Below are 22,200 nucleotides of genomic sequence, written 5' to 3' on the forward strand. Positions count from 1 at the left end.
AGCTATTTGGCGGGATACCTAGTCGTGATGCCGCAACGCCTCCACCAGCAAGGTAAATGCTGGAGAGGAATGCCGGCGTGAAGGATAGTACAAGTGATACCCGGGAAACGGCGGCGACCAGTCGTCCAGCACCTGCACGAGCCGGCCATTCTCAAGGTCCTCTCGGACGACATCCTCGTGGACGTAGGTGAGGCCATATCCGTCAAGAGCGGCTTTCACGATCTGTGGAACGCCATTGAAGGCGACCTGTCCATCCACCCGGACCCGCACCTCATGGCCGTCGCGTTCGAACTCCCACGGGTAGAATCCGCCGTAACTCGGCAGGCGTATGTTGATGCAGCGGTGTGCCGTCAAGTCCTGCGGCGAACTCGGCGGCGGCTGATCTTTGAAGCAGGAGGGCGCAGCCACCACGATCATGCGTGCCAGCGGGCCGATGCGGACGGCGATCATGTCCTTCTCAACCTGGTCGCCGAGCCGGACACCGGCGTCGAACCGCTCGGCGACGATGTCCGTCAGCGCCGACTCTGCGACCAGTTCGACCTTGATGTCGGGATAGTGACGAAGAAACGCCGAAAGCTTCGGCCATAGGATGGTGTCGATCGCGTGCTGACCCGCGGTGATTCGGAAACTCCCCGCCGGCTTGTCCCGAAACTCACTGAGCGCAGCCAATCGGGCTTCGATCGTACCTAACGCCGGGGCCAGGGTCGACAGCAGCTGTTCGCCCGCATCGGTTGGTGCAAGACTTCTTGTCGTGCGGGTCAATAGCCTGACCCCCAACCGCTCCTCAAGGCGCTTGATGATGAGGCTGAGCGAAGACTGAGACGTCCCGAGCCGGGCCGCCGCTCTGGTGAAGCTCTTCTCTTCGGCAACAGCGAGGAAGGCCATCAGGTCGCCCAGTTCTTCGCGACGCATTTATTGATCTCTGAGATAAGTTCAATCTTATTTTAGCGTCTAATCGAAAGAAATGGCAGATACTATAATGCCTTTCGATGGCCGCATGGATGCAGCCGCATAGGCAGAGGCGGACCGATGGCTTGGTCAGAACCCGAACTTGCGCAGATCGCGGACAGCGACGACCTGCACATCTCTCCCTTCCGCGAGGATGGCGCTACCTATGGCACTCCAACCTGGATCTGGTCCGTCGTAGTAGAAGGAGAGCTCTACGTGCGCGCCTATCATGGCCAGCGGTCGCGATGGCATCAGGCCGCGGTCAAGCGGAGGGCCGGACGTATCATTGCCGCCGGAATGACCAGAAACGTGGCATTCGCGCCCGTCGAGGGTGCGATCAACGCGGCGATCGATGATGCGTACCGGAGCAAATACGCGACGAGCTCGTATCTCGGCGCCATGATTGGCGAACGTGCCAGATCAGCCACTATCCGGATCACGCCGCTCGAACAGTAGGGCTGATCTCGCCGGCGATTTTCGACAGCGACGGTCGTCAATCCGTGAAAGAGAGACGCAAGTCCTGGCCATGAACCCATCTTAAAACATCGATCGGAAGAACAATGTCACCCTCAACGCCTATTCGCAGCGCACTGACCGACGACGACGTCCGCGCCGTTTCACCAGCCTTGGCGAACTATACCCGGAATGCCATCGTCGGCGACCTCTGGAAACGCCCGGACCTGTCTTCGAGAGACCGCAGCCTAGTAACGGTCTCGGCATTGATTGCGCGCGCCCAGACGATCGGCATGACCCATTACTTCAACCTGGCTTTGGACAACGGCATCACACCGACCGAGATCTCAGAGATCATAACGCATCTCGCGTTCTACAGTGGATGGTCGAACGCATTCTTCGCCGTGGAAATCATGAAGGGCATCTTCGCCGAGCGCGGCATCGGAGAAGGCCAGTTGCCACGGGAGCCTGTTGCCCTCCTTCCCCTCGACCAAGCGTCGGAAGCCAAACGCGCCGAGGCCGTCCAAACCAATTTCGGCGACGTATCCCAAGGCGTGGTGGACTTCACCGGCGAACTTCTGTTCAGGGATCTCTGGCTTCGCCCTGGGCTCGCACCGCGCGACCGAAGCCTCGTCACAGTAAGCGCGCTGGTAGCATCCGGTCAGGTGGCGCAAATCACCTACCATCTCAATCGCGCGATGGATAACGGGCTGACCAGGGCGCAGGCATCGGAAACCTTGACGCATCTTGCCTTTTATACCGGCTGGCCCTGCGTTTTCTCGGCGATGCCCGTCGTCAAAGACGTGTTTGCAAGTCGGGACAAGTAGACCGAGAGGAGGCCCAGCATGAAGTCCCGCCGCGGACCGACTTGCATCCGCACTCCATTGAACTTGAATCATGCAGCTGGAGGATATTTTTATGCAGAAACGTAAGCTAGGCCAAGGGCTGGAAGTCTCGGCGCTGTCGCTCGGCGCAATGGGATACGGCAAAGCCCGGGAACTGCCGGACAGGGCGGAAATGATCGCTCTGATCAGGGCCGCCGTCGAACGCGGCATGGACTTCTTCGACACGGCGGAGGTCTATGGCCCATTCACCAACGAGGAGATGGTCGGCGAGGCGCTCCAGCCCGTTCGCGGCAAAGTCAAGATCGCGACCAAGTTCGGCTGGGATGTCGATCCCGATACCGGCGTTCATCACGGTGGTGTCAATAGCAAGCCCGACCATATTCGCCGGGCTGTGGAAGGCAGCCTCAAGCGCCTGCGCACTGACCACATCGATCTTCTCTACCAGCACCGCGTCGATCCGGAGGTGCCGATGGAGGACGTGGCAGGCGTGGTGAAGGATTTGATCCGAGAGGGCAAGGTCCACTGGTTCGGCCTGTCGGAAGCCGGGCCGTCGTCGATCCGTCGTGCCCATGCGGTCCAGCCGGTGGCGGCGCTGCAAAGCGAATATTCACTCTGGACCCGCGAACCAGAGGCGGAAATCCTGCCGGCGCTCGAAGAACTCGGCATCGGCCTCGTGCCATTCAGCCCGCTCGGCAAGGGCTTCCTTACCGGCAAGATCGCCGCTGACACCGCGCTAGACACATCGGACATGCGCAACTCTATTCCGCGCTTCTCGACGGAGGCCCGCAAAGCCAACCAGCGGCTGGTCGATCTCATCAGGGCCATCGGCGACAGGCACGGCGCAACTCCGGCGCAGGTGGCGCTGGCCTGGCTGCTGGCACAGAAGCCCTGGATCGTCCCACTCTTCGGCACGCGAAAGCTGGAGCGCTTCGAGGAAAATGTCGGCGCACTCGAGGTGCAACTGACGGCCGAGGACCTCGGCGAGATCCGGTCCGCAGACATTCATATCGAAGGGGCACGCTATCCCGAGGAACATCTCAGCCGGGTCGGCCTCTGATCCACGTGCCACGCATGCCGGTTTCTGTTATAGGCATTGCAGGTTTGCTACATGTATCGCCAACAAGCCGACGAAGAGAAAGTGACATGGCACACGCTGACACGGCGCTTACTCCGCATCATCTGCAACTCGCGCGGATGTTTGCGGAGCGTTCTGGAACGACCCACGAGCCACCCACCTGCGCGGTCAGGGATATTCTTGATCGCGTGGGAGACAAATGGACGATGCTGGTGCTGATTGCACTGGCCGAACGTGCCCGCCGGTTCAGCGACGTGAACCGCGCGGTTCCCGATATCTCGAAGCGGATGTTGTCGCAGACCCTGCGGACGCTCGAGCGGGATGGGCTGGTTCTGCGCACAGTCTTCCCAACCAATCCCCCGAGTGTTGAATATGAGCTCACGGAGCTCGGCCGCACCATCTTCGAGCCGCTCACGATGCTGGTGCGTTGGGTGGAGCGGAGCCAGGAAGTGATCGGTATGGCGCGAGATCGATACGACACTTCGCCCTAATAGCGGTTGTGTGGCAAGAGCGTCAATTTGCCGGCATGAACGCAGGATAGTCGTGCCAGCCAAAGATGGTAAAGCGAGGCGCGCAGCGCCTCGCGATTACAGTCAAGCGACCGTGATGATAAGACGTCCCGTGACGTGGCCCTTGGCGCTTAGCTCCTGCGCGGCGCCGACTTGGTCGAGCGGAAATGTCCGTTCAACCGGCAAGCGGAAGTGTCCCGCCTCAAACAGTGCTACGGCACGTTCCAGGGCGGGCACTGCGTCCCTTGGATCGAACGAGTTTCTGACGCCATGTTCCGCGGCCGTGAAGTCGGCGATCGATATGACCCTGGAAGGATCACCGGTGATCGCCACCAGATCCGGGATGGCACCGGAGGCCGCGATGTCGAGCGCACCCTGCACGCCATCAGGTGCAAGTGCTGCCACCCGCTCGCGCAGGCCGGGACCATAGGTGGTCGGCACGGCGCCCAACGATTGCAGATATGCATGTTTCGGCTCGCTCGCCGTGCCGATCGTGCGGATGCCGGCGCTGGTGGCCAACTGGATCGCGGCAGATCCTACTCCGCCCGCGGCGCCGCTGACCAGCAGCGTCTCGCCGGGCTTCACGCCGACCTCGTCGATGATCCGAGACGCCGTCTCGACCGCAATCGGGTACCCCGCCGCCTCGTCGAACGAGAGGTCGTCCGGCTTGTGCGTCCATTCGTGCAGGATCGCGAACTCGGCCATCGTGTCATGGCCCTTGCCGAACACGGCATCGCCGACCGACACACCGGTTACGCCTTCACCGATGGCATCGACGACGCCTGCCGCTTCCAAACCAGTCCCGGCCGGCAGCGTGAGCGGCATGTGCTCGCGCATATAGCCTGCCCGGAGCTTCCAATCGATCGGATTGACGCCGGCCGCCTTGACGGCGATGCGCACTTGACCCGCCTGCGGTTCGGGAATTTCGACCTCATCGACCGTCAAAACATCCGGACAACCATACTCATGAAAACGTACAGCCCTCATACGAGTGCTCCTTGTCATATTGTTAAAAGGGTTGGGAGGAAGATATCGACAGCCAAAGGGATCGGCACGATGACCAACCGTCTTGTCCATTTTGTCGAGATATCCTGTCGGCAGATATGAGCTGCGCCGGCATAGCATCGTTGTTGCGGTCGCTCGCGAGCCGGTTCATTCGGACCATGAAAACCTCACCTTGATCATCGTCGCGTCGCCATGACCATTCCTCTTCGGCTGGCTGCCGTTCGAGGTAGTTAGACGAGACCACAGAAGCTGTGAAGGAGGCAGTATTTCCCAACCAGGTGACGGCGCAGTAACCACTTCGCGCTGCGTGGGCACGAACTCGGCGTCAAATCAGCGGCGTTGTACCAACTCCGGAGAGGCCGTTGCGGCGACAACCGCGTCATGATTGAGAAGAGGGCGTCAGGGTGGGCTGCTACGAACGACAGCGAAGCAAGAGCCAATGTGATCAAGGCCGACAATATCAGGGATCGAAACGCTTCGGCAGTTCTGTAGCAAGTGCGTCTATCGCCAGTCGTGACCGCAGCGGCAGATACTGGGTGCTTGGCCAGACCGCATAGCACTCCATCGCAGCGCTTGGGCGGTCTCCCCACAATTCGACAAGTTCCCCTGCGCGCATGCGGTCCCGGACCAGCCAATGGGGAAGCCAAGCAAGCCCCATGCCATCGAACGCGGCATCGGCGATGACTTCAAGGTCGTCGAAACGCAGCCTTGACGTGACGGAGATATCGATGAGAGCCCCGGTCGCGTCAGGAAGCTGCCATGCGAGGCCATGATCACCCCGCCAGTAAACAAGCAGGTCATGGTCCGAGATGTCCGCGATGGAGCGAGGTTCCCCGCGTGCGGCAAGATAGGCGGGCGAGGCACATAGCACCTTGCGCTGGCTGACCAGTCGTCGGGCATGCAGCGAGGTTCCGTTGCCAAGGTTACCGTTGCGGACGGCAAGATCGAAGCCGTCGGCGATCAGATCGATCTGGCGGTCGTTGAAGCTGAGTTCAAGTTCAAGCTTCGGGTGCTGGCGAGCATAGCCGCGTAAAATCGGCGCCGCGCAGTAGCGGCCGAACAGAACAGGAAGCGAGACGCGGAGCCTGCCGGCGACCTCGCGCCGGCCAGATTCCAGGAGAGACTCACCGGCGCGCAGTTCGTCGATGGCACGAATGCAACGCTCGTAATATTGCTGGCCATCTTCCGTCAGGCTTTGCGTGCGGGTCGTCCTGTGAAACAGCCGGACTGAAAGGCGCTCCTCCAGACGCGCAATCGCCTTGCCGACCGCGGAGCGCGTCAGCTTCAGCCGATCGGCCGCTTTTGCAAAGCCGCCCGCTTCGACCGCCTCAACGAAAATCTGCACGCCATCGAATCTGTCACGCACGCCGAGCAGGCCTCCAGAATAGCAAATCCATTTATTGTAGAATCACAGGAACCAAAGAGGAGAAAAATGATTTCTAATGGTCTTACACATTCTACGATACAACCGCCGCCAAGCAAACGATATTTTCGAGGCGGTCCCGATCCAGGTGGTCACTGCTGACATTGGATCAGCATCACCCTCCCGTCGTACGCGAATCTCGGTCAAATGGAAGGGCGTGAGAATGCTGATATCGATCGTATATGACAGCGGTTATGGCCATACCGCGCGTGTAGCGGAAGCCGTCGCCGAAGGCGTTCGGGAAGTCCAGGGGGCTGAAGTGAACATCGTCGCCGTCGCCGAAGGTCCGGTAGATTGGACGGCGCTAGAAAAGAGCGACGCGATCATCTTCGGGTCGCCGACCTACAGCGGCATGATCAGCGCAAGGTTCAAGCAGTTCTGCGAGAATTCCACGAAAACGGCGTGGTTTGAACAGAAGTGGCGCAACAAGATCGCTGCCGGCTTCACCAATTCGGGCGCACAGCACGGTGACAAGCTCAACTCACTCGTCTCAATGGCGTTGTTTGCGGCCCAGCACGGGATGATCTGGGTTGGTCTCGACATTATGCCTGGTAACGCCAGCAGCACCGGCAGCGTTGATGATCTCAACCGTCATGGAAGCTGGCTCGGCGTCATGACCCAGTCGAACAACGATCAGGCAGCCGAGATCACGCCTATCCAGAGTGACCTCATGACGGCCACTTACCTGGGCCGTCGTGTGGCGGAGACCACAGGCCGGTTTCAGCTCGCGTAAACTCAGCCTTACAATCCCCACCAAGGAGCTAGACCCATGAAACTGCTTTGCCTCGACGTCCCGCAGCCCGGCGCCACGATCGAACAGTACCAGCCGCATATGCAGGATGAAGCCCGCCACGCCTGGCAGATGTACAAGGGCGGCATCATCCGCGACATCTATTTCCGACAGGACCGCCCTGGCGTCGCCATCATCGCCGAGGCCGAGTCCATCGAGGCCGCCAAGAAGGCGCTCGCCGAATTTCCCCTCGCCAAGGCCGGGCTCATTGACTGGGACGTTATTCCGCTCGGTCCCTTCCTGAATTGGGAAACGCTGTTCGCCCCTGGAAACGCTTGAGGCTAAACGCCTGAGGCTGGGGTTCGCCAAACCGGCTCCCGGCTGCGCTTGAGAGGCGCGGTCGGGTCCAGCAGGCCAAACCAAAGGCGCCAGGCGCTGGAATAAGGGTACAAACCATGACAGCAATGGGCTTCGCTGCTCGATCGGCCACCGGCCCGCTCGAACAGTTCGCGTTCGAACGGCGCCCACCGCGCCCGGACGACGTTGTCATCGACATCCTCTTCTGCGGTGTCTGCCACACGGACCTGCACCTTGCCCGCAACCATGGCGGCTTCACCACCTATCCGATCGTCCCGGGTCACGAAATCATCGGCCGCGTGCGCGAGGTCGGGACCGACGTTTCCCGCTTCAAGGCCGGCGACATGGTCGGCGTCGGCTGCATGGTCGACTCCTGCCAGCACTGCAAGCCGTGCCTGAAGGGCTGGGAACAGGATTGCGTCGAGGGCTCGACCTACACCTACAATAGCGCCGACCGGCAGGACGGCAGCGTCACCTATGGCGGCTATTCCAATTCCGTCGTCGTGCGCGACAAGTTCGTGCTATCAATGCCCGACGGGCTCGATCCGGCCGGTGCCGCGCCGCTCTTGTGCGCGGGCGTCACCACCTGGTCGCCGCTGCACCGCTGGAATGTCGGCAAGGACAGCAAGGTCGCCGTGATCGGCCTCGGCGGTCTCGGCCACATGGCGCTGAAGCTCGCCAAGGCGCTCGGCGCCGACGTCACGCTGTTCACGCGCTCGGCCGGCAAGGAGGAGGATGCTTTCCGCCTCGGCGCCGACCACGTCGTGCTCTCGGGCGATCCGGAGCAGATGAAGGCTGTCGCCGCGCGCTTCGACGTCATCATCGACACCGTCCCCTACGATCATGACGTCAACCCCTACATGCCGACGCTGGCACTGGAGGGTGTTCTTGTGCTTGTCGGCTACATGGGGCCGCTCGGCACGCCGGTGAATGCCGGCGGGATCGTGCGCGGTCGCCGGGCAATCTCCGGATCGTTCATCGGCGGCGTGGCCGAAACCCAGCAGATGCTCGATTTCTGCGGGGCCCACGGCATCGTCTCCGACGTAGAAATCATTCCCATCCAACAGATCAACGAAGCCTATGAGCGCATGTTGAAGAGCGACGTGAAGTATCGCTTCGTCATCGACATGGCCTCGCTCAAACCCTGAGGAGCATGAACATGGCAGACAACATCAAGCCCATCCTTTGCGTGGTCACCAGTCACCCGATCCGCGGCGACAGCGGCGAGCCGACCGGTTTCGCGATGGTCGAACTCACCCATCCGCTCGAAGTGTTCGAAGCGGCCGGCATTCCAGTCGAGATCGCCTCGATCCGTGGCGGCCATCCGCCGATCGATTTCTTCGACCTTTCCGATCCGGTCAACGATAAATTCTGGAAGGACAAGGAATTCCGCGCCGAACTCGCCCAATCCAAGATCCTTGCGGATCTCGACCCCTCGCGCTACTCGGCGGTTTTCTTCGCCGGCGGCCACGGTACGATGTGGGACTTCGCCGACAATGCGGCGGTACAGAAGGTCATTCGCGAGATCTGGGAGGCAGGCGGCATCGTTTCCGCGGTCTGCCATGGCCCCGCAGCCCTGGTGAACGCCACTTTGTCTGACGGCAGCTATCTCGTCGCCGGCAAGAAGCTTGCCGCCTTCACCGACGAGGAAGAGGCAGAAGTTAAATACACCAAGGTCGTGCCCTATCTGCTCGCCACCACGCTCAAGGAGCGGGGTGCGCTGCACCAACCGGCGCCGAACTGGTCGGAAAACGTCGTGGTCGATGGGCGGCTCGTCACTGGCCAGAACCCGGCTTCCGCGCATGGCGTCGGAAAAGCCATCCTCGACCAACTCACGCAAAAAGCCTGACAACAACGGTCGCGCGCCTGCAGCCCGCAACACGGTTCGGCGTACAGCAGCAAAACACAGAAGGGGCGCCTCGCGAAAACAGAGCGCCCCGTCGTCAAGTCGGCAACAGCGCTCCGGGAACCGGTTGCGTCCAAAATCCCGGAGAACTGTCGATGGAAACAATTGCTGGTACAAACAGCTCTCAACAAGCCGGTATTGATTCTGAGGTTATGGCACGGCTCGCCGGGCCGTGGCACCTCGCGGCGATTGAGCAGCCGGATGCCAACGGCGCGATGGGTGCGCTGAAAGTGGCCGGTCTCCTCGTCCTTACGCCCGACGGGCATATGGCGATCCAGGTCCGCAACATGGAGTCGTTCGACGTCGATAACCCCTATAGCAGCGGTGGTTACGAGGCGAGCTATGGAACAATCACACTCGATTCCGCCAACAGCACCTTCATCTATCATGTTGAAGGTGCATTGGTTCAAGCCTTAGTAGACCAGGATTTGCCGCGGTCCTATAGCCTTGCAGACGATCTGCTCATCCTCACGTCCACACGTGCTGATGAAGAATGGCGAGTCGTCTGGCGCCGCAGCGACAATGACGGCCTGAAGCCACAAGCTGGAGGATTTTAAGGATGAAGATCATCGCGATCGAAGAGCATTTCCTTCCTGATGAAATCAAACAGGCATGGGGCACCATTCCCGACGCCGATGACGGCACGCTGGGGCTCAATCCGGGCGTCATCGGCGAGCGGCTTGCCGATCTTGGCGAGAAACGGCTGGCTCTGATGGATGAAACGGGCGTCGATGTTCAGGTTCTCTCCTTGACGACACCGGGCCTCAACAACCTTGGTCACCACGGCATTGATCTGGCGCGCCGCGCCAACGATCTTCTGGCCAGTGCCGTTTCGGCAAACCCTTCGCGTTTTCAGGCCATGGCGGCTCTTTCCTTCGCGCAGGCCGACGGGGCGGCGAACGAATTGCGTCGCGCAGTCACGGAACTCGGCTGCAAGGGTGCCGTCCTGTTCGGCCGGGTCGGCGACAGGAATCTGGACGACGCGCTCTTCGAGCCGACATTCGCCTGCGCGGCGGAGCTCGGAGTCCCGCTCCTCATTCACCCCCAGATCCCCCAGACAAGCGTTCGTGACGCCTACTATTCTGGCTTTGGCGCGCCGATCGATCTTGCCTTTTCCACATTCGCCCTCGGATGGCATTTCGAGGCGGGTATCCAGTTCGTACGCCTGATACTCGGGGGCGTCTTCGACCGCTATCCGAACCTTCAGGTGATCCTTGGCCACTGGGGCGAACTGGTGCTTTTCTACCTTGAGCGGTTGGCCATGCTTGATCGGGTGTCCGGGCTGCAGCGGCCATTCATCGATTATGTCCGCAACAATCTCTTTCTGACCGCCAGCGGCATGTTCAGCCCGGCCTATCTGCAGCAGGCGGTCAATGCCGTCGAGATTGACCGTATCCTGTTCTCGACAGACTACCCCTATCAATACCGCCCCGGAGGCGATGCGCGGCGTTTCGTAGACGCTCTGGAGATCGACGATGTCAGCAAATCGAAATTTGCTTATCGGAATTGGGAGCGCTTGACCGGAGGTGGCAGCGGGAATCTTAGAACAGGATGATTTTAGGCCGGGTCGGCCTAGAATCTGAATCCTGTTCTAGATTAAAGAGTTAGAGGATGATGTCATAAGAAAACCGATCGGCGCTCTAAGCTTGGTTACCAGACAAACAAAAACCCGCGGCGCGCGCGAAGCACCCCGCGGGTTTTCGATATCAGGTCCTATACCGTCAGGCGCGGATATCGAGCACGTAGTCGCGATGCGCCGGATGGGTGCTGTAGACGAAGATCTTGTTCAGCTCCTTTTGCGTCAGCAGACGGAGGAAGCGGACGTCGATGGTATTGTTGGCGTTGACCTTCATCAGCAGGCACCCGACCTTGGTGATGCGGGCATCCGGAATGTCCAGATAGAACTGCTTCGGCAGGTTGAACTGAGTGAGGATCGCCAGCGTCGCGCTGCTCATCGAAATCCGGACGATATCGCAACGGCGCGAAGCCGCGTGCATGACGCCCTTTTCCGTATATTCGATGCGCGCGGCATTCATGGTGTCCTCCATTTTGAACCGCTGCTCGCGGTCATACATGAAGGATTCTTCCTTGCTCAGGAAATGAGATTTTGGCTGTGACGGATTGGAAGCGGCCACTTGCTTATCCCCCTCGTAAATCGATGGGAAAAAGGTAGCAGCCGATCTTTAACAGAAAGTGAGAATTCGGCCCGTCACACACAATTCTTAGGGCCATTACCCCAAAAATGGCCGCCTCATTTCCGGTAGGTATGGCCGGTTGCGTTAAACAGATGCAACTTCTGCCTGTCGGCGGCAAACCGCATCCTCTGACCCTTCTTCACATCGTAGATGCCGGGCAGCTTGACGACGATCGGCTCGCCCGGGACCAGGCCTTCGATATAGAGCAGCGTCACTTCGCCGAGTGCTTCGACGATCGACACCTCGCCCTCGAAAAGATAGTCGGCGCCGTCGGCGACCCTCAGATCCTCCGGACGAACGCCGAAGCTTGCCTGCTTGCCCTTTTCGGATGCGTCGGTCGCAACATCGAGGGTCACCGACATGCCGCCGGTCAGCGTCACCGTCGTCTGGATTCCGGTTCCGGCGACCGTCGCCGGGATGATGTTCATCGCCGGCGAGCCGATGAATTTCGCGACGAAGAGGTTGGCCGGACGCTCATAGAGATCCAGCGGCGCGCCGACCTGCTCGATATTGCCGGCCGAGAGAACGACGATGCGATCGGCGAGCGTCATCGCTTCGACCTGGTCGTGGGTCACGTAGATCATCGTCGTATCGGCCATCTGTTCGTTCAGGCGGGCGATCTCGATGCGGGTCGCGACGCGCAGCGCGGCATCGAGGTTGGAGAGCGGCTCGTCGAACAGGAAGACCTTCGGATCGCGGCAGATGGCGCGGCCGATCGCCACGCGCTGGCGCTGGCCGCCGGAAAGCGCCTTTGGCAGGCGATCAAGATAGTTGGTCAGTTGCAGGCTCTCGGCTGCCGCCCGGACGCGGCGGTCGATCTCCTGCTTGCTCTCGCCGGCGATCTTCATGCCGAAAGCCATGTTGTCGAAGACGGTCATGTGCGGGTAGAGCGCATAGGACTGGAAGACCATGGCGATGCCGCGCTTGGAAGGCGGCACGTCATTGACGAGATGGCCGTCGATATACATCTCGCCGCCGGTGATCGCCTCGAGACCGGCGATCATACGCAGAAGCGTGGACTTGCCGCAGCCGGACGGACCGACGAAGACGATGAATTCGCCCTGCTTGATATCGAGATCGATGCCGTGGAGAACGTCCACGGAACCGTAGGATTTGCGGATATCCTTCAGCGTCAGTCCAGTCATGTCTCTCTCCCCTTGGTCCTTAGGCAAGACGGGCGAAATACGCCCCCCAGGCCGGAATATCGATCTTGTCGCCATAGTTGTTGCTGGTAAAGCCGTGCCCCGTCAATGCCTGCCATTCTCCCGCCGGCAAGGCGACGCAGGCCTCGGCCGGGCTCATGTTGAAGATGCAGAGCAGCTTCTCGTTGCCGTATTCACGGGTGAAGACCAGGCTGTCGCCCTGCGGCTCTTCGAATTCGATCTCGCCCTTGGCAAAGGCCGGATGCAATTTGCGGAAGGCGATGAAGCGGCGATAGTGCTCCAGCACCGAAGCCTCGTCGCCCTGCTGAACGCTGACGGCACGCAGAATATGCTCGACCGGCACCGGCAGCCAGGGCTTGACCGTCGAAAATCCGCCCTGGGCGACCTGGCTGTCCCAGACCATCGGCGTGCGGCAGCCGTCGCGGCCCTTGAATTCCGGCCAGAACTGGATGCCATAGGGATCCTGCAGATCCTGATAGGCGAGATCGGCCTCGGTCAGCGCCAGTTCCTCACCCTGATAGAGGCAGACGGAGCCGCGCAGCGTCATCAGCAACGAGGCATAGAGCTTGGCGAAGGCGTCGTGATCGGCGACCAGCCCGCCCCAGCGGCTGACATGGCGCATGACGTCGTGATTGGAGAAGGCCCAGCAGGCCCAGCCATCGGGTGCTGCAGCTTCGAAATCCTGCATCACCTCTTCGACGCGCTCCGCCGTCAGCGGATCGGGCGCCAGGAACTCGAAGGCATAACACATATGCATCTTGTCGTTGCCGGAAGTGTATTCGCCGACAATTTCAAGGCCACGCTGACTGTCGCCGACCTCACCCACTGCGGCGATTGCTGGGAACTCCTCGAGGACGGCGCGGAAGCGCTTCAGGAAGGCAAGGTTCTCCGGCCGGTTCTTGTCGTAGATATGCTCCTGGAAATTATAGGGATTGACTGCCGGCGCCGTCGAGGCGTTGCGGCGTTCTGGAGCAAGTGCGGGATTGTCGCGCAGTTGCGTATCGTGGAAATAAAAGTTGATGGTATCGAGGCGGAAGCCGTCGACACCGCGGTTGAGCCAGAAGCGGACGACATCAAGCAGACGGTCCTGCACCTCAGGATTATGCAGGTTCATGTCCGGCTGCGAGGTCAGGAAGTTGTGAAGGTAATACTGCATGCGCGTCGGATCCCACGCCCATGCCGAGCCGCCGAAGATCGACAGCCAGTTGTTCGGCGGCGTCCCATCCGGCTTGGCGTCGGCCCAGACATACCAGTCAGCCTTGGCGTTGGTCTTGCTGGAACGGCTCTGTACGAACCAGGGATGCTGATCCGAGCTGTGGGAGATGACGAGGTCGATCATCACGCGGATGCCGAGGCGATGGGCCTCGGCGATCATCGTGTCGAAATCCACCAGCGTGCCGAAGATCGAATCGACATTCTCGTAGTCGGAAACGTCATAACCGAAATCGCGCATCGGCGAGGTGAAGAAGGGCGAGATCCAGATGGCATCGACACCGAGGCTTGCCACATGCGGCAGGCGGGCGGTGATGCCCTTCAGGTCGCCGATGCCGTCACCGTTCGAATCCTGGTAGGAGCGCGGGTAGATCTGATAGATCACCGCGCCGCGCCACCAGTCCTTGTCGGGAGTCGAGATCGATTGGGGAGCCACGTTCATGGAATATCCTGTTTGAAGTCACGGTCGAAAATGGTCAGCCTCCCTTGACCGAACCCGCCAGCAGGCCACGCACCAGATAACGCTGCAGCCCGAAGAAGACGAGCAGCGGCACGATGATGGTGACGAAGGCCGACGCCGTCAAAATCTCCCAGTTGCCGCCGCGTGAGCCAAGCAGCGCGTTGAGGCTGCCGGTCAGCACGAGGTGGTCCTTGTCGGTGCCGAGGAAGACCATGGCAACGAGCAGGTCGTTCCATACCCACAGGAACTGGAAGATGGCGAAGGAGGCGAGCGCCGGGAAGGACAGAGGCAATACGATGCGGACGAAGATCTCGAAGTCGCTGGCGCCGTCGACGCGGGCGGATTCGATGATCTCCTTCGGCAGGCCGGCGATATAGGCCCGCAGGAGGTAGATGGCGAGCGGCATGCCGAAGGCGGTATGGGCCATCCAGATGCCGGGATAGGTTTTGGACGGCTGGCCGAGCATGGTGCCGATCTCGTTATAGAGGCGCAGCAGCGGGATCAGCGACATCTGCAGCGGCACGACGATGAGGCCGACGACGAGCGCAATCAGCAGCCCGCGGCCAGGAAACTCCATCCAGCTGAGCGCATAGGCGGCGAACGCGGCAATCAGGATCGGGATGATCGTCGCCGGGATCGTCACGGTCAGCGAGTTGATGAAGGATTGGCCGATGCCCTCGCCGGTCAGAACCGTCTTGTAGTTCTGCATCGTGAATTCCGGCGGCGCAGAGACGGATGCATAGATGCGCCGCGGGCGTTCGTCGGGCGAAAAGGCGGCGTTCTTCATATAACGGTAGCTGCCGTCGCCGTTGATCTGCAGGGTTTCGCCGTCGCCGAGATCGGCAGTCTCGCCGGCCTTGAAGGCGGCGGGCTGCTGCACGCGGTTGCCGAAGGCCTTCACCGAGCGGCCGGTCTGGCCTTCCAGCACATTGCCTGAAATGACGTAAGCCGCACCTTCCTGCTGCTGCTGATCGGCTGTGCCGAGGCGGACAGCGACCGTCTGCGTCGAGCCGACGAAGGATGTCCACCAGCCGGAGACGACGATCTGGTCCTTGTCGCGCAGCGCGCTGACGAAGATTCCGAGCGTCGGGATCAGCCAGACGATGACGATCAGCAGAACGGCGGCGTGAACGAAGAGACGGGCGGGGCCGATCTTGAAGTAGCTTCCGACAGCGGTCATCTCAGTGGCCCTTCAGTTCGCGATTGGCGCGTCGCACGTTCCAGACCATGATCGGCGTGACGGCGAGCATGATGATGATGGCGATGACGGCGCTTCGGCCGGAATCGCCGCCGCCGCGGAACAGCCAGTTGAACATCAGATTCGCCAGCACCATCGACTGCCACTGGCCGTTGGTCATGGTCAGCACGATATCAAAGACCTTGAGGACGAGGATGGTGATCGTCGTCCAGACCACCGCGATCGAGCCCCAGACTTGCGGTACCATGATGCGCCAGAAGATCTGCCAGCCATTGGCGCCGTCGATGACGGCGGCCTCGATGGTCTCTTCGGGAATGCCGCGAAGGGCGGCCGACAGAATGACCATGGCAAAACCGGTCTGGATCCAGATCAGGATGACCATCAGGAAGAAATTGTTCCAGAAGGGAACTGAGATCCACACCTCAGGTGTGCCGCCGAACGTCTGGACGATGGCGTTCAAGAGGCCGATCTGGACGTCGTTGCCGCCGCGATATTCATAGATGAACTTCCAGATGACCGAGGCGCCGACGAAGGAGATCGCCATCGGCATGAAGACGATGCTTTTGGCGATATTGCCCCACCAGATGCGATCGGTCATCACGGCGATGACGAGGCCGAAGAAGGTACAGGCGGCCGGTACAACGGCAAGCCAGAGGATGTTGTTGAAGATCGACTGGCGGAATTCGCGGTCGCCGAGTGCCCATTTGTAGTTCGCGACGCCGACGAATTGCTCGCCGGCGCGGTCGTAGAAGGAGAGGATGAAGGTCGCAACGACCGGATAGACGAGATAGACAATGAGCAGGAATAGCGCCGGGCCGACGAACAACCACGGGCGCACGAGCGCACGGCGGTTGAGATTGCGCGATGCGGCGCGGATGTCGCCATCCTTCACCGGCAGAGCGAGATCCAGGATCTTGTTCGAAAAATAGAAATAGGCCGAGCACGCGAAAACGGCGACGACCACGACGGCCAAAGCGGACACTATCTGCGACAGCATTTCGTCCCTCCCCTGCTTCCCCTGATCTTATTGCGACCGGTTGTTGTTCTGACGGGTCAACGCCGGTCATCGTCAATCTGTTTGTATTGCCCAATCACAATAAATCCTGCGATGGCCAGGGTCTTTGCGAACCCGGCCAGTCATGCAAGCGATGCCGCCGGCAAGCCGGCGGCATAATTTTTGAGGATTACTTGATGCCGTCCCAGGCGCTCTGGATTTCGCCAGCAGCATCTTGAGCCGACTTGCCGCCGACGAAATCGACCATGCCCGTCCAGAAGGCGCCGGCGCCGATCTTGCCCGGCATCAGGTCGGAACCGTCGAAACGGAAGGTGGTGGCGGAGGTCAGGATCTCGCCTTCCTTCTTCATTTGCGGGTTGGCATAGGCCTCGGTGCCGACACCCTTGTACGGCGTCAAGAAGCTCGACTGCGCCATCCAGACCTCATGCGCGATCGGGGTCTTCAGGAAGTCGATGAAAGCACGAGCCGCCTTCGAATCCTTGGTGATCGAAACGAGCGTGCCGGCGCCGAGAACCGGCTTGCCGAGTTCTGGGTGGGAAGCAAAGGTCGGCATGTAGAAGAAGTCGGCATCCTGGCCGAGCTTCGTGCCCTCGGGGAAGAAGGATGGGATGAACGAGGCCTGATGGTGCATGTAGCATTTCGGCGGAACCGCGAAGAGGCCCTTCGGGCTATCGCGGAAATCGGTCGAGGCCACAGCCGCGACGCCGCCATCGACGTATTTCTCGTTCTTGGCAAACTTGCCGAACTCGTCGATCGCGGCAATAACGGCCGGATCGGTGAACTTCAGCTCGTTGGTCGTCCACTTGTCATAGGCTTCCGGCGGCTGGGTGCGCAGCATGATGTCCTCGACCCAGTCTGTGGCCGGCCAGCCAGTGGCGCCGCCTGAGCCAAGACCGATGCACCAGGGAACGCCGCCATCCTTGACGATCTGGTCGGTCAGGGCATGCAGCTCTTCCATGGTCGTCGGGATCTTGTAGCCGGCTTCCTCGAAGTTCTCCGGAACGTACCAGACCAGCGACTTCACGTCGGCCTTATAAGGGAAGGCGTAGAAGGCTTCCTTGCCGTCCTTGCCCTTATAGGTGCCGTAACCGACCCAGCTGTCGCCGGCGCCGTAATTGTCCTTGATCCACTTGGAGTTTTCGTCGCCGAGCGGCGTCAGGTAGCCCTTGCTGGCGAGGTCGGCGAGGAGGCCGGGCTGCGGCAGAACGGCGATGTTCGGTGGTGAGCCTGCCTGCGTGTCGATGACGATCTGCTGTTCGTAGTTTTCGGAAGAGGAGTATTTGGCTTCGATGCCGGTCGCTTCGGTGAAATAGGCAAGAACGCTCATGAAGAACGCCTCGTCCTCGCCGCGCCACGGCCCGAAGATCGTCAGGGGCTGCCCCTTCAGATCGGCATGAGCGGCTTTGAATTCGTCATAGCTCTTCCAGTTGAACTTGGAATCCTGTCCCGGGGCAAATTTCAGATCGGCCGCGGACGCAGCACCGGCAAAAAGCGCTGCCACGGCAACGCCCATCAAAAATGACTTTTTCATGTGATCAACCTCCCATCACAATCCCAACCGCGCCGAATTCCCTTTAAAAGGAAATTTCAAAGCGCTTTGACACCTAACTCATTCCACTTTCGGTGGAATGGAGTCAAGTCATTTCACGAGAACCCCGCCGTGAACGCGCCTGTACGGTGGCGCAACGGCGGTTATCGGGAAATATGGAGCGATTTTTCTTGAGTCAATCGCACCAAATGCTACATAATTGAAAGCGCTTTGGATGCCACTGGGAGGCGGCAGGCCTTTTGAAGACGGCCGACGGGCGGGCCGGGAGGAAGCATAGCAGGTGAATCTCAAACAGCTATCGGAATTGCTGGGGCTGTCGCAGACGACGGTGAGCCGAGCGCTCAACGGCTATCCCGAGGTCAACGAGGCGACCCGGGAGCGCGTGCTTCAAGCTGTCAAGGAAACCGGATACCGGCCGAACAAGGCGGCGCAGAGGCTTGCGACCGGCAAGGCCGGCTCGATCGGCCTCGTCATGCCGACGGCGCCCGGCCACCAGTCCGACGTGCATTTCGGTGAATTCCTGGCCGGGCTCGGCGAAGAGGCCGTGCGCCACGACTTCCACTTCGTCATCATGCCGGCCGACCCGGACGACGAGGTTGCGGCGCTCAGGCGCCTTGCGATCAGCGGCAATGTCGATGCGCTGTTCGTCGCCTATATGCGCGGCCACGACCCGCGGCTCGCCATGCTGAAATCGCTCTCCATGCCCTATGTCGTGCACGGCCGATCCTTCGGCTCGGAGCCCGACTATCCCTATCTCGACATCGACAATGAGGGCGCCTTCTACGATGCGACGCGGCTCTTGCTGCAGCTCGGCCATACGCGCTTTGCGCTAATGAACGGGCCAATACATCTCGATTTCGCCATCCGCAGGAAGAACGGCATCATATCAGCGCTTGCCGAGCGCGGGCTGACGCTCGACGAGGATTGCGTCAGCCATGCGCTGATGACGGACGAGCAAGGTCTGCTGGCGATGGAACACTTCCTGCAGCTGCCGGAGCGGCCAACGGCCATCCTCTGCTCCAGCACGGTGCTGGCGCTCGGCGCCATCCGCGCGGTCAACCAGGCGGGATTGCGGCTCGGCGAGGATATCTCGCTGATCGCCCATGACGACGTGCTGCCGCTGTTGAAGCCGGAAAACTTCTCCGTGCCGCTGACGACGACGCGCTCCTCGCTCAGGGCCGCCGGCGTTCGCATCGCGCAGCGGCTGATCGGCACGGTGAAGCAGGCAGGCCCCTTTCCCGATCAGGAGCTCTGGAAGACGGAACTGATCGTCAGAGCCTCAACCGGCCCTGCCCCGCAGCAGCCATAATCAGAACTGCGGCGGGGTCTGTCCTGCAGCGCGATGGGCGGCGATGACGGTATTGGCCATCAGCATGGCGATGGTCATCGGCCCGACGCCGCCCGGAACCGGGGTGATGGTGCTGGCGACCGCAGAGACCTCCTCGAAGGCGACGTCGCCGACGAGCCTGGTCTTGCCCTCGCCTCTTTCGGGGGCTGCCACGCGGTTGATGCCGACGTCGATGACCGTCGCACCCGGCTTGACCCAATCGGCCCTGACCATCTCCGGCCGGCCGACGGCGGCCACCAGGATGTCGGCATTGCGGCAGACCTCGGCGAGGTTCTTGGTTCTCGAATGCGCGATCGTCACCGTCGCATTGGCGTTGAGCAGCAATTGCGCCATCGGCTTGCCGAACAGGTTGGAGCGGCCGATGACGACGGCGCTGAGGCCGGAGAGGTCCTCGCCGTGGGTGCGGCGGACGAAGACCATGGCGCCGGCCGGCGTGCAGGAAACCAGTCCGGTCTTCAGGTCGCCGATGGCGAGCTTGCCGGCATTGGCGATACTGAGGCCATCGACATCCTTTTCCGGCAGGATCGCCTGAATGATCGACTCACTGTCGAGCGGTTTCGGCAGGGGCAATTGCACCAGGATGCCGTGGATCGTCGGATCGGCGTTGAGGGTGGCGACGAGGGCTGCCAGCTCCTCCTGGGTGGTTTCGGCCGGCAGCGTGTGCTGGACTGATTTGAAGCCGCATTCCTTGGCCATGCGGCCCTTCGAGCCGACATAGGCGTGGCTTGCCGGATCGTCGCCGACGATGACGACCGCGAGGCCGGCGGTGACGCCGCTGCTCTTTTCCAGCGCTGCCGTCGCGCTCTTGACCGTCTGAATGACCGATGCAGCTACGTTCTTGCCGTCGATTACTGTCGCCACGCGTCTCTCCGCCCTGTTTAGCGTCAATCTATGGATAGTCGGCGAGCGTTAAATGCCCGCTAACGCCCTATCCTGTCGGAAAGCAGCAATGCAATATCAAAAATGCAAGGAAGTGTTCGTTCAGCGCAGCGGCTGCCGCGCTTCGAACGTATGAACACGAAGCCGGTCGCGCAGGCCGGAGATCTCCGAGCGCAGCACCTCCATCTCGTCGACCGTGGTCGGGACCGCTTGCAGTGCCGGCGGCGCGGAAGACAGCGGTGAGGATGCCGACATTTCCTCTTCGGATGCCGCAATGGGTTTGCGGAGGCGCAATAGGAAAGCCGCAGCAAGACCGGCGACGAGACCCGCGGCAGCGCCGGCCAGCGAGCCGCCGGTCAGGCCATCGGGCGCCGATACCGCCGTTGCCAGCGCCGGCTTCATGAGAGTGATATGACCGTCGGTGACCGTCCCCGCCGACGCGGAAGCCGAATCATCCAGGCGAGAACGCGCGGCCGCCGCCTTGTCGCTGAGCTCGGTCAGCCGGGAAAGATCGACACCGGTATCCCGGCTTTGAGCGATCAGCGTGTTGCGGCGGTCGTTCAAGGCCTTGCGCGCATCGACGGCGGCCTTGGCAGCGACGTTGGCGGTCTGGGCAAGACGGGTCAGTTCCTTGCCCATATTCTCCTTCAGACCATCGGTTTCGGCCTGCTGCTGCAAGAGGCGCGGATGGCGCGGGCCGAGCTCGGCCGAAAGCTGCGCAAGCGCTGTCTTGGCGACCGCATATTTGTCGCGCCAGTCCTGCAGCGCCGGCGAGAGCATATCGGAGGGGAACGAACCGTCGAGCACCCCGGCAAGTTTTGCGGCCTTGAGCCGGTCGGCCTGCGCCTTGGCGTCCAGGATAGTCTGGTCGGCCTCTTTCAGATCGGCATCGAGCCCGTCGATCTGACGGCGAAGATCGACCGCCACCTTGACGTTGCCCTCGCCGCTCTTAGCCGTGAAAGCTGTCAGTTCCGCTTTCGCCTCGTCATAGGCCTTGCGCAAGGCGGCGTCGGTTGCGGCGTTGCCGCCGGATCCGTCCGGCGGGGAAACCGCTTCGGCAAGCCTTGCGGCAATGCGCATGGATTTGCCGCTGTCGCCGGTCGTCACCCTCACGAGGATCGTCCCGGCGGCGGCATCGGGCAGTATCTCGACCGCATGCTTCAACGTCGCCTCGGCGCGCGAGGTCGGATCGGCAGCAGCCCCGGTCGCAGAGAGGAGATCGAGCGCAACGCCAAACGCATTGGCTCTGGGGCCGGCAAATTCGGGATCGTGATCGAGTTTCAGGGCGGCGACCGTCGAAGCAACCACCCGCGCCGACATCAGCCCTTTCGCCGCGACCTCTGTGAAGGCGGCCCGGCTTGCGGCATCGGTCTTCACCGCAAGCGTCGCTTCGGCGCGGTAGAGGGTTGGCGAAGCCGGCATCAGTGCCGGCAGGCCCGCGCCGATCGTCGTCGCCGCGGCCAGCATCATTGCAACACCAATGCCGCCGACGCGCCGCCGTGGCACTACCGGGCGAGGCTCGGCCGGTTTCTTAATGATCGCGGTCAGCGGTTCGAGCGAGATCATCGGCTCGCTGGCCGGAGCAGCCGGTTCTTCACGGCGCGCCTGTTCTTGAGGAAGCGCATGGCCGACGTCGTTGGCGGCTCGCAGGCGATTGCCGAGGATGGTCTCGATGCGATCAACCAGCGGCGCCGGGGCCGCCGCTTTTGCGCGCTGTTCTTCCAGCGCGCGGCCGATGGCGCGCAGCAGTTCGGCCTCGGGCGGCGCGATATCGGGCCGGTTCGACGGGGGCGCTCCCCGGGGCGATCCATAGCGACCGTCATGGGCGCGCGCCAGTGCGGGCGCCGCCGGCCGGGCGGCTGCGCGATCGTGAAAACTGCTTCTGGCCCTGATATCGTACATTTGCGCCACATCTCATGCACATGATGGC

General features: G+C 61.4%; 22 protein-coding genes. 11 read left to right on the plus strand and 11 right to left on the minus strand.

Features of this window, described 5'->3' with window-relative positions; all coding sequences use genetic code 11:
• Positions 1-18: 18 nt before the first annotated feature.
• The gene (locus HJB84_RS12520; RefSeq protein ID WP_207582976.1) at positions 19-912 is read right to left on the minus strand and encodes a LysR family transcriptional regulator; all 894 of its coding nucleotides are present in this window, start codon (positions 910-912) and stop codon (positions 19-21) included.
• 117 nt (positions 913-1,029) lie between these two features.
• On the opposite strand from HJB84_RS12520, the gene HJB84_RS12525 reads away from it, so the two are divergent.
• From HJB84_RS12525 to HJB84_RS12540, 4 genes are all read left to right on the plus strand, one after another.
• Positions 1,030-1,404 (plus strand): DUF2255 family protein, encoded by a 375-nt coding sequence (locus HJB84_RS12525; protein ID WP_207582975.1) that lies wholly within the window; start codon positions 1,030-1,032, stop codon positions 1,402-1,404.
• Positions 1,405-1,508: 104 nt separating this feature from the next.
• On the plus strand, positions 1,509-2,228 hold the full coding sequence (locus tag HJB84_RS12530) for a carboxymuconolactone decarboxylase family protein (protein ID WP_207582974.1): 720 nt from the start codon (positions 1,509-1,511) through the stop codon (positions 2,226-2,228).
• A gap of 91 nt (positions 2,229-2,319) precedes the next feature.
• Positions 2,320-3,303: an aldo/keto reductase gene (locus HJB84_RS12535; RefSeq protein ID WP_221116071.1), complete on the plus strand. Its 984-nt coding sequence runs from the start codon at positions 2,320-2,322 to the stop codon at positions 3,301-3,303.
• Positions 3,304-3,389: 86 nt separating this feature from the next.
• On the plus strand, positions 3,390-3,812 hold the full coding sequence (locus tag HJB84_RS12540) for a helix-turn-helix domain-containing protein (RefSeq protein WP_221116072.1): 423 nt from the start codon (positions 3,390-3,392) through the stop codon (positions 3,810-3,812).
• Positions 3,813-3,914: 102 nt separating this feature from the next.
• Here HJB84_RS12540 and HJB84_RS12545 read toward each other — a convergent pair whose 3' ends face one another.
• The gene (locus HJB84_RS12545) at positions 3,915-4,817 is read right to left on the minus strand and encodes an NADP-dependent oxidoreductase (protein ID WP_221116073.1); all 903 of its coding nucleotides are present in this window, start codon (positions 4,815-4,817) and stop codon (positions 3,915-3,917) included.
• Positions 4,818-5,295: 478 nt separating this feature from the next.
• A complete protein-coding gene (locus tag HJB84_RS12550; RefSeq protein WP_221116074.1) occupies positions 5,296-6,201 on the minus strand; it encodes a LysR family transcriptional regulator in 906 nt (301 codons plus the stop codon).
• Between the two features lie 220 nt (positions 6,202-6,421).
• On the opposite strand from HJB84_RS12550, the gene HJB84_RS12555 reads away from it, so the two are divergent.
• The 6 genes from HJB84_RS12555 (at position 6,422) to HJB84_RS12580 (ending at position 10,806) form a co-directional block, all read left to right on the plus strand.
• The gene (locus tag HJB84_RS12555; protein ID WP_221116075.1) at positions 6,422-6,991 is read left to right on the plus strand and encodes a flavodoxin family protein; all 570 of its coding nucleotides are present in this window, start codon (positions 6,422-6,424) and stop codon (positions 6,989-6,991) included.
• A gap of 36 nt (positions 6,992-7,027) precedes the next feature.
• Positions 7,028-7,327 carry a superoxide dismutase gene (locus HJB84_RS12560; protein WP_221116076.1) on the plus strand — a complete coding sequence of 100 codons (300 nt, stop codon included), beginning with the start codon at positions 7,028-7,030 and terminating at the stop codon, positions 7,325-7,327.
• A gap of 116 nt (positions 7,328-7,443) precedes the next feature.
• Positions 7,444-8,493, plus strand: a complete 1,050-nt coding sequence (locus HJB84_RS12565; protein ID WP_221116077.1) for an NAD(P)-dependent alcohol dehydrogenase — start codon at positions 7,444-7,446, stop codon at positions 8,491-8,493.
• Positions 8,494-8,504: 11 nt separating this feature from the next.
• A complete protein-coding gene (locus HJB84_RS12570; protein ID WP_221116078.1) occupies positions 8,505-9,194 on the plus strand; it encodes a type 1 glutamine amidotransferase domain-containing protein in 690 nt (229 codons plus the stop codon).
• A 152-nt stretch (positions 9,195-9,346) separates the two neighbouring features.
• Entirely contained in the window at positions 9,347-9,808 is a 462-nt protein-coding gene (locus tag HJB84_RS12575) for a lipocalin-like domain-containing protein (protein ID WP_221116079.1), read from the plus strand.
• Between the two features lie 2 nt (positions 9,809-9,810).
• Positions 9,811-10,806: an amidohydrolase family protein gene (locus HJB84_RS12580; RefSeq protein ID WP_221116080.1), complete on the plus strand. Its 996-nt coding sequence runs from the start codon at positions 9,811-9,813 to the stop codon at positions 10,804-10,806.
• Between the two features lie 166 nt (positions 10,807-10,972).
• Here the strand turns inward: HJB84_RS12580 and HJB84_RS12585 are convergent, their stop codons facing one another.
• From HJB84_RS12585 to HJB84_RS12610, 6 genes are all read right to left on the minus strand, one after another.
• Complete coding sequence (locus tag HJB84_RS12585) at positions 10,973-11,326, minus strand: hypothetical protein (RefSeq protein WP_221116081.1); 354 nt, start codon at positions 11,324-11,326, stop codon at positions 10,973-10,975.
• 176 nt (positions 11,327-11,502) lie between these two features.
• The gene (locus HJB84_RS12590; protein WP_207582965.1) at positions 11,503-12,591 is read right to left on the minus strand and encodes an ABC transporter ATP-binding protein; all 1,089 of its coding nucleotides are present in this window, start codon (positions 12,589-12,591) and stop codon (positions 11,503-11,505) included.
• 19 nt (positions 12,592-12,610) lie between these two features.
• Positions 12,611-14,263: an alpha-glucosidase gene (locus HJB84_RS12595; protein ID WP_207582964.1), complete on the minus strand. Its 1,653-nt coding sequence runs from the start codon at positions 14,261-14,263 to the stop codon at positions 12,611-12,613.
• Between the two features lie 34 nt (positions 14,264-14,297).
• A complete protein-coding gene (locus HJB84_RS12600; protein WP_207582963.1) occupies positions 14,298-15,461 on the minus strand; it encodes a carbohydrate ABC transporter permease in 1,164 nt (387 codons plus the stop codon).
• A gap of 1 nt (position 15,462) precedes the next feature.
• Positions 15,463-16,476, minus strand: a complete 1,014-nt coding sequence (locus HJB84_RS12605) for a carbohydrate ABC transporter permease (RefSeq protein ID WP_207582962.1) — start codon at positions 16,474-16,476, stop codon at positions 15,463-15,465.
• A gap of 187 nt (positions 16,477-16,663) precedes the next feature.
• On the minus strand, positions 16,664-18,025 hold the full coding sequence (locus tag HJB84_RS12610) for an ABC transporter substrate-binding protein (protein ID WP_207582961.1): 1,362 nt from the start codon (positions 18,023-18,025) through the stop codon (positions 16,664-16,666).
• A gap of 298 nt (positions 18,026-18,323) precedes the next feature.
• Between HJB84_RS12610 and HJB84_RS12615 the strand changes: the two genes are divergently transcribed.
• Positions 18,324-19,352 (plus strand): LacI family DNA-binding transcriptional regulator, encoded by a 1,029-nt coding sequence (locus HJB84_RS12615; RefSeq protein ID WP_207582960.1) that lies wholly within the window; start codon positions 18,324-18,326, stop codon positions 19,350-19,352.
• Here HJB84_RS12615 and folD read toward each other — a convergent pair whose 3' ends face one another.
• Together folD and HJB84_RS12625 are read right to left on the minus strand one after the other, a co-directional pair.
• Positions 19,353-20,252, minus strand: a complete 900-nt coding sequence (gene folD / locus HJB84_RS12620; protein ID WP_221116082.1) for a bifunctional methylenetetrahydrofolate dehydrogenase/methenyltetrahydrofolate cyclohydrolase FolD — start codon at positions 20,250-20,252, stop codon at positions 19,353-19,355. It abuts the gene before it with no gap.
• A 120-nt stretch (positions 20,253-20,372) separates the two neighbouring features.
• The gene (locus tag HJB84_RS12625; RefSeq protein ID WP_221116083.1) at positions 20,373-22,172 is read right to left on the minus strand and encodes a succinoglycan biosynthesis protein exop; all 1,800 of its coding nucleotides are present in this window, start codon (positions 22,170-22,172) and stop codon (positions 20,373-20,375) included.
• Positions 22,173-22,200: the final 28 nt, after the last annotated feature.

The sequence above is a fragment of the Rhizobium sp. NZLR1b genome (genome assembly GCF_019685155.1).
Classification (GTDB): domain Bacteria; phylum Pseudomonadota; class Alphaproteobacteria; order Rhizobiales; family Rhizobiaceae; genus Rhizobium.